This is a genomic window from Nonomuraea lactucae (assembly GCF_003313395.1).
GTDB classification, from domain to species: Bacteria; Actinomycetota; Actinomycetes; order Streptosporangiales; family Streptosporangiaceae; genus Nonomuraea; species Nonomuraea lactucae.
Map to the genome: position 1 here is coordinate 1 of NZ_QNFZ01000897.1, position 7382 is coordinate 7382.

At 72.3% G+C, this 7382-nt stretch carries 6 protein-coding genes; all 6 read left to right on the forward strand.

Annotated elements, in window-relative coordinates; translation table 11 throughout:
* A partial coding sequence (locus tag DQW85_RS44935) for a hypothetical protein (RefSeq protein ID WP_162795514.1) occupies positions 1-1716 on the forward strand: 1716 nt, incomplete at its 5' end.
* Positions 1717-1750: 34 nt separating this feature from the next.
* A complete protein-coding gene (locus DQW85_RS31015) occupies positions 1751-2884 on the forward strand; it encodes an amidohydrolase family protein (RefSeq protein WP_113703352.1) in 1134 nt (377 codons plus the stop codon).
* A 313-nt stretch (positions 2885-3197) separates the two neighbouring features.
* Positions 3198-3581: a group I truncated hemoglobin gene (locus DQW85_RS31020; protein WP_113703353.1), complete on the forward strand. Its 384-nt coding sequence runs from the start codon at positions 3198-3200 to the stop codon at positions 3579-3581.
* Between the two features lie 57 nt (positions 3582-3638).
* Complete coding sequence (locus DQW85_RS31025; protein ID WP_240197531.1) at positions 3639-4700, forward strand: globin domain-containing protein; 1062 nt, start codon at positions 3639-3641, stop codon at positions 4698-4700.
* A gap of 8 nt (positions 4701-4708) precedes the next feature.
* On the forward strand, positions 4709-5350 hold the full coding sequence (locus DQW85_RS31030; RefSeq protein ID WP_275888274.1) for a DivIVA domain-containing protein: 642 nt from the start codon (positions 4709-4711) through the stop codon (positions 5348-5350).
* A gap of 66 nt (positions 5351-5416) precedes the next feature.
* On the forward strand, positions 5417-7382 hold a 1966-nt coding region (locus tag DQW85_RS31035; protein ID WP_113703356.1), incomplete at its 3' end, for a glycoside hydrolase family 2 TIM barrel-domain containing protein.

Here is a 7382-nt window from a genome sequence, read left to right on the forward strand (position 1 = left end):
AGGGGAGCGGCGCTCGGGCTCGCCGACCGCACCGGCGAGGTCGACCTCTACGCGGCCGAGCCCGCCGGGCTCGCCGACTGGTCGCGCTGCCGGGTGCTGGCCGTGGACGTGGACGAGCTCATCACCCCGTACGTGGCCGGCGGCACGCTGCCCAAGGAGCCCGAGGCGCTCTCGCCGGAGCGGCGGCGGGAGGCCGTGCGCGCGGCCGACGCCGAGGTGGGCCAGGCGCTCGCCAGGATCCCCGCCGACGCCGAGATCGTGCTGGCCGGCATCGGCGACCACGGCAGCGTGCCGCACCTGAGAGTCGTCATGTGGAAGCGCGCGGCCGGGGCCGCGGGCGCGCTGGTGGGCACCACCTCGACCAGGCGCGAGGACATCACGGTCCTGCCCGACGCCACGCTCACCGTGCTGGCCGCCGCCGGGGCTCCCGCGCCGCTCACCGTCATCGGCGTGCCGTGGGCGGCGGGCAGGGTCCTGCCGCTCGACGAGGCCGCCGCCCACCTGCGCAGGTCCGACCTGACGGGCACCAGCGTGCGGTCGACGACCGGGGTGTTCTTCACGGGGTTCGCCATCGTCCAGGTCGCGTTCTACGCCACCGCCTACCTCCTGCTGTCGCGGCGCAGGCGGCCCCTGGCCGTCGGCGTGGCCGCGCTCGGCATCGCCTCGATCCCCGTCTCCACCTACCTGGTCAACCTGCTGCCGTGGGTGACCGCCGGCCAGCCGGTCGTGGCGCTCGTCGGCGGGGTGCTCGCCCTGGCCGGGCTCGTCCTGCTGGTGGCCATGGCCGGGCCGTGGCGGCGCCACCCCCTCGGGCCGCCGGCCGTGGTCGCCGGCATCACCGCCGCCGCCCTCGTCGCCGACCTGCTCACCGGGACGACGCTGCAGTTCAACAGCCTGATGGGCTACACCGCCGTGGTCGGCGGCCGCTACTACGGGCTGGCCAACATCCCGTTCGCGCTGCTCGCCACCGCCGTGCTCATGGTGACCGCCATCGTGGCCGACCACCTGGTGCGCGGCGGGCGCAGGCGGCCCGCCGTGGCCCTCGTGGCGACCCTCGGCGTGGTCGCGATGCTGCTGGCGGGCTGGCCCGGCGTGGGCAGCGACTTCGGCGGCGTGATCGCGTTCGTGCCCGGCATCGCCGTCACCGCGCTGCTCGTCGCGGGCAGGCGCGTGTCGATCGTGAAGGTGATCGGCTTCTGCGTGCTCGGCGGCGTGGCCGTGTCCCTGATCGCGGTGCTCGACCACATGCGCCCGCCCGCCTCGCAGACGCACCTGGGCAGGTTCGTCGGGCAGGTCATCGACGGGACGTTCCTGCCGATGATCGGGCGCAAGCTCGGCGCCATGCTCAACACCATGCTCTCGCCCAACCTCATGCCGATCGTGATCGTGGGCCTCGCGTTCCTCGTGTTCGCGCTGCTGCGGCCGGGCAAGGCCAGCGCGGGCCTGCTCCCGCACGCGTTCGCGCGCGCGCCGATGCTCCGCGCCGGGCTCGTCGGGGCGCTGGTCAGCGGCGTGGTCGGCATGCTGGTGAACGACTCGGGCACCGCCGTGCTGTCCATGGCGGTGGCGCTGGCCGTGCCCCTCGTCCTGTACGCGGGGCTGCGGTCGCCGGTCGAGCCGGTCGAGCCGGTCGAGCCGGTCGAGCCGGCCGAGGTCCCCGAGCCGGAGGCAGGGGAGCAGGAACGGCACGGAGACCCCGTGGCCGACCCGGTCTAGCCGGGTGTGAGGAGCCGAGGAGCGAGAGGCGCCGATGGCCGTTGACCTCACGGAGCTCATCGAGGAGCTTGCGCTGGTGGACCACCACGTCCACGGCGCGACCGCGCACGACCTGACGCGCCGGGAGTTCGAGGGGCTGATCACCGAGTCCGACCGGCCGGTGCCCGCGTGGATGACGACGTTCGACAGCCAGGCGGGCCACGCCATCCTCCGCCACTGCGCGCCCGTGCTCGGCCTCGACCCGCACCCCTCGCCCGAGGAGTACCTGGCCAGACGGGCCAGGCTGGGCGCGGACGAGGTCAACCGGCGGCTCCTGCAGGCCAGTGGCGTCCGCCACTACCTGGTGGAGACCGGCTACCGAGGCGAGGAGATCCTGGGTCCCGCCGGTATGGCCGAGGTCTCGGGCGTGCCCGTCGACGAGATCGTGCGGCTGGAGACCGTCGCCGAGCAGGTGGCCGCCACCGGCTGCGGCGCGGGCGCGTTCGCGGCGCGGTTCGCCGAGACGCTGTGGGAGCGCACGCGTACGGCGCGCGGCGTGAAGACCATCGTGGCCTACCGCCACGGCCTCGACTTCGACCCCGCCCCGCCATCCCCGACGGAGGTCGCGGAGGCGGCGGGGCGGTGGCTCGCGGGCGGCGCCGGGCGGCTGGCGGACCCGGTGCTGCTGCGCCACCTCATCTGGACGGGCCTCGAACGCGGGCTGCCGCTCCAGATCCACACCGGGCTCGGCGACCCCGACGTGGACCTGCGCCGGTCGGACCCGCTGCTGCTGCGCGGCCTGATCGAGCTGGCCGAGCCGACCGGGGTGCCGCTGATGCTGCTGCACTGCTACCCGTACCAGCGGCACGCCGGGTTCCTGGCGCAGGCGTACCCGAACGTCTACCTCGACGTCGGCCTGGGCGTCACCTACACCGGCGCCCGCGCCGAGGCGGTCGTGGCGGAGAGTCTGGAGCCGGCGCCGTTCGCCAAGCTGCTCTTCTCCTCCGACGCCTGGGGGCCGGCCGAGCTGCACCACATCGGTGCGGTTCTGTGGCGGCGCGCGATGGCCCGGGTCCTCGGCGCCTTCGTGTCCCAGGGGGAGTGGTCGGCCGGCCAGGCCGCCAGGGTGGCGGCCATGGTCGGCGCCGAAAACGCCCGCCGCGTCTACGCCCTGGGGCAGGACGGCTGACGCGGTTGCGGAGAGTCAATGGGCGGAGTCATTATCCGGAAAACGCGATATCCCCGGCGCGAGACGGGTTGCCAGCTTTTTGATCTCCCCCTAGTGTGCGTGAGACATGTTCACGTGCTCGGAAACCTGAAGGGCCACGGACCGGTACCGGAATACGGCCCGCACGATATCCGCTCTTTGGGGGCATGAATGGCGCTCTGACCGCGCGCGAATCCGGTCGGCGTCGTTCCAGCGCAGAGCCGGGAATTGACTCCTCGCACCACCGCCACCAAGGGGTGACGCGTGCAAAAGCGTGTCCTAATTAGGAGGTTTTGTGGTAGCTCTTGCCTCGCACTACGAGAGCATTGGTGGTAATCCGGCCGTGCGCGAAGTGGTCGAGCACTTCTATGCCGCGGTGCTCGACGACGCCGAGCTCAAGCCGTATTTCGACGGCGTCGACCTGGTGAGACTGAAGCGGCACATGGTCATGCTGCTCTGCTCGGTTCTGGGCGGCCCGGACGGCTACAAGGGCCGCGATCTGGCCGACGCGCACCGGGGCGTGGGCGTGACGGGAGAGCACTACGAGAAGGTCGGCGGCGTGCTCGTCGCGACACTCAGAGACCACGGCGCCGGTGAGGAGATCGTGGGGCACGTCGTGACCGCCCTGGGCGAGGTACGCGGGGCCGTCGTCGAACGGCCCGCCGAGGCGGCCGGGTAAGTGGACACGCAAGCGTTGAAGGACAGCTGGCATCTCGTCGCCCGGTCGGGTGATCAGGTGCCATTGTTCTTTTACTCGGCCCTGTTCCTGATGTATCCGCAGACCCGGGACCTCTTCCCGGTGTCCATGGCGATGCAGCGGGATCGGCTCGTGGGCGCGCTGGGGCGGATCATCAGCAATGTGGACCGGGTGGACGACCTGGTCCCGTTCCTCAAGCAACTCGGCCGCGACCACCGCAAGTTCTCCGTGGTCGCGGAGCACTATCCCGCGGTCGGGCAGGCGCTGCTCGCCACCCTCCAGCACTTCCTCGGTGACCGCTGGACGCCCGCTCTCGCGCACGACTGGACGCAGGCGTACGGCCTGGTCGCCAAGGTGATGACCGAGTCGGCCGCCGAGGCCTCGACCACGTCGCCGCCCTGGTGGGAGGGCGAGATCATCATGCACGAGCCGCGCACCCCCGCCATCGCGGTGATCCGGGCCCGCCTGAACCACCCCTACCCCTTCCTGCCGGGGCAGTCGGCGTCGATCTCGTTCGGGCTGCGTCCGAGACTGTGGCGCTTCTACTCCTTCGCCAACGCGCCGCGCCGGGACAACACCGTCGACCTGCACGTGCGGGTGGTCGACGGCGGCACGGTCAGCACCGCTCTCGTGTACGGCGCGCAACGCGGCGACGTCCTGCGCGTCGGCGCGCCCGTGGGCGGCAGGCTGACGCTCGACCCCGGCAGGTCCGGAGACCTCCTCCTGATCGCCGGAGGCACGGGCCTGGCCCCCCTCAAGGCGCTCGTGGAGCAGGTCGCCTACGACGGGCCGCGCCGCAACGTCCGGCTCTTCATGGGCGCCCGGACGTCCCGGGAGCTGTACGACCTGGAGGCGCTGTCCAAGCTGGACGCCGAGAACCCGTGGCTGTGCGTCGTGCCCGTGGTGTCCCACGACGGCCTCTACCGCGGTGAGCACGGCCACGTGGTGGACGTCGCGCTGAAGGCCTGGCGCGGCCAGGACGTCTTCGTGTGCGGCTCCGAGGAGATGGTTCAGACCACGGTCGGGCGGCTCCTGGACGCCGGCGTGCCGCCCGGGCAAATCCACTTCGACGAGTTCACCAGTGACGGAGGCAAGCAGTGACGGGAGAGATGACATGGGCTCCCGGCCCAGCGCACGACCGCCAGCCACTTACGCCGGATCGGGTGCGGAGCAGGGATTTCTCGCGCACCAAGCTAGGTCACCGCGGCTACAACGAGGAGGAGGTGCGCGCGTTCCTGTACCGCCTGGCCGACGACATCGCGGCCGGCGACATGGAGAAGGCCGACCTGCGCGCGGAGGTCGACCGCCTGCGGAACTGGTACAAGGACCACGGCACCGACATCGCCGGCCCCGGCGCCCCGCAGCCGGCCAGGCTCAACGTCGACGCGGTCAACCTCCTGTCCCGCGCCCAGCAGACGGCGGACGCCCAGATCGCCAAGGCGGAGGACTACGCCCGGCGGCTGGTCGGCCAGGCGCGCCAGCAGTACGAGCAGATCCTCCAGGAGGCGCAGCTGCGGGCGGAGGAGGCCGCCAGCCAGGCGGTCAACGTCTATCGTTCGAGCGGCGAGGTCCAGTCGGCCGAGGCGGAGGAGCTCGAACGCCGGATCGCCTACCTGCGCACCTTCGCGGAGGTCACACAGGTCCAGTTGCGCGCGGTCCTGGAAGGGCTGACGAACGAGGTCGCCAAGCTCGGCAGCCTGCCCGAGACCAGCCGGCACATCGTCGCCTACTCCTCGACCGGCCCCAGCTAGCGCCGGCTTCCGGACAGAGCGCCCATCGCTGACGAAACCCACCCCAAGGCCATAGGCTCGGCGGCGATGGAACTCGCACATTTCACCCCTGGCTCGGGCCGTCTCGAACCCCGGGCGGCCCTTCACTCCGACGCCCCCACCCTGGACCTCAACGGGGTCTGGCGGTTCCGCCTCTCGCCGGTCGCGCACGTCCCCGCCGACTTCGCCGACCCCGGGTACGACGACTCCGGCTGGGACGAGCTGCCCGTGCCGTCGCACTGGCCGCTGCACGGGCACGGCTCGCCGGCGTACACGAATGTCGACTTCCCCTTCCCCATCGACCCGCCGCACGTCCCGTCCGACAACCCGACGGGTGACTACCGGCGCGCCTTCGACCTGCCCGGCGGGTGGAGCGGCGGGCGGCTGCGGTTCGAGGGCGTCGACTCCTACGCCAGGGTCTGGCTGAACGGCCACGAGCTGGGCTTCTCCACCGGCAGCAGGGTGCCCGTCGAGTTCGACGCCGGCCCCTGGCTGCGTCCGGGGCGCAACCTGCTGGCCGTGCGGGTCCACCAGTGGTCGGCCGCCAGCTACCTGGAGGACCAGGACATGTGGTGGCTGCCCGGCATCTTCCGCGACGTCACGCTGACGCGCTCGGCCGCCGACGTCTTCGTGCGCGCCTCGTACGCCGGCGGGCGGGGGACGCTCGCCTTCGACGGTGACGGGCGGCTGAGCGTCCCCGAACTGGGCGTCGCCGACCTGGAGCCCGGCGCGTCCGTCACGGTCGACGTGGAGCCGTGGTCGGCCGACGCGCCCCGCCTCTACGACGCCGTCGTCACCTGCCCCGGCGAGTCGGTACGGCTGCGCGTCGGGTTCCGCACGGTCTCCATCGAGGACGGCGTCCTCCTGGCCAACGGCCGCCCCCTGCTGCTCAAGGGCGTGAACCGCCACGAGTTCCACCCCGAGCACGGGCGTGCCGTGCCCTACGAGACCATGCGTGAGGACGTGCTGCTCATGAAGCGGCACAACGTCAACGCCGTCAGGACCAGCCACTACCCGCCGCACCCGGCCTTCCTCGACCTCTGCGACGAGCTGGGGCTGTGGGTGATCGACGAGTGCGACCTGGAGACGCACGGCTTCGGCGAGATCCACTGGGCGGGCAACCCCACCGACGACCCGCGCTGGAGCGAGGCGCTCCTCGACCGCATGCGCCGCATGGTCGAACGCGACAAGAACCACCCCAGCGTCATCATGTGGTCGCTGGGCAACGAGTCCGGGGTGGGACGCAACCTGGCGGTCATGGCCGGCTGGACGCGCGAGCGCGACCCGTCCCGGCCGATCCACTACGAGGGCGACCGGTCGTGCGCCAGTACGGACGTCTACTCGCGCATGTACGCCGACCACGCCGAGGTGGAGGCCATCGGGCAGGGCGCCGAGGAGCCGCTGCCCGACCCGGAGCTGGACGCGCGGCGGCGGGCCATGCCGTTCCTGCAGTGCGAGTACGCGCACGCGATGGGCAACGGGCCCGGTGGGCTGAAGGAGTACCAGGAGCTGTTCGAGCGCTACCCGCGGCTGGCCGGCGGGTTCGTCTGGGAGTGGATCGACCACGGGCTGGCGCACCCCTCCCTGGAGTACGCCTACGGCGGTGACTACGGCGAGCCGCTGCACGACGGGAACTTCGTCATCGACGGGCTCGTCTTCCCCGACCGCACGCCTTCGCCGGGGCTGCTGGACCTCAAGAAGGTGTTCGAGCCGGTCCGATTCGCGTTCGCCGACGGCCTGGTGCGGGTGTCCAGCCTGTACGGGCACCGCGATCTGTCCCATCTGGCGTTCGAGGCCGTGGTGGAGGAGGAGGGCGCGCCGGTCGCGGAGTTCGCGCTCGACGTGCCGCCGGAGGGCGGGGAGGTCAAACTGCCGGGCCTGCCGGCGGGTGAGGGCGAGCGGTGGCTCACCGTCCGCGCCGTGCTGGCCGCCGACGAGGCGTGGGCCGCGGCGGGGCACGAGGTCGCCTGGGGCCAGGCGCGCCTGTCCCAGCCCGTCCCGTTCGGGGGCACCC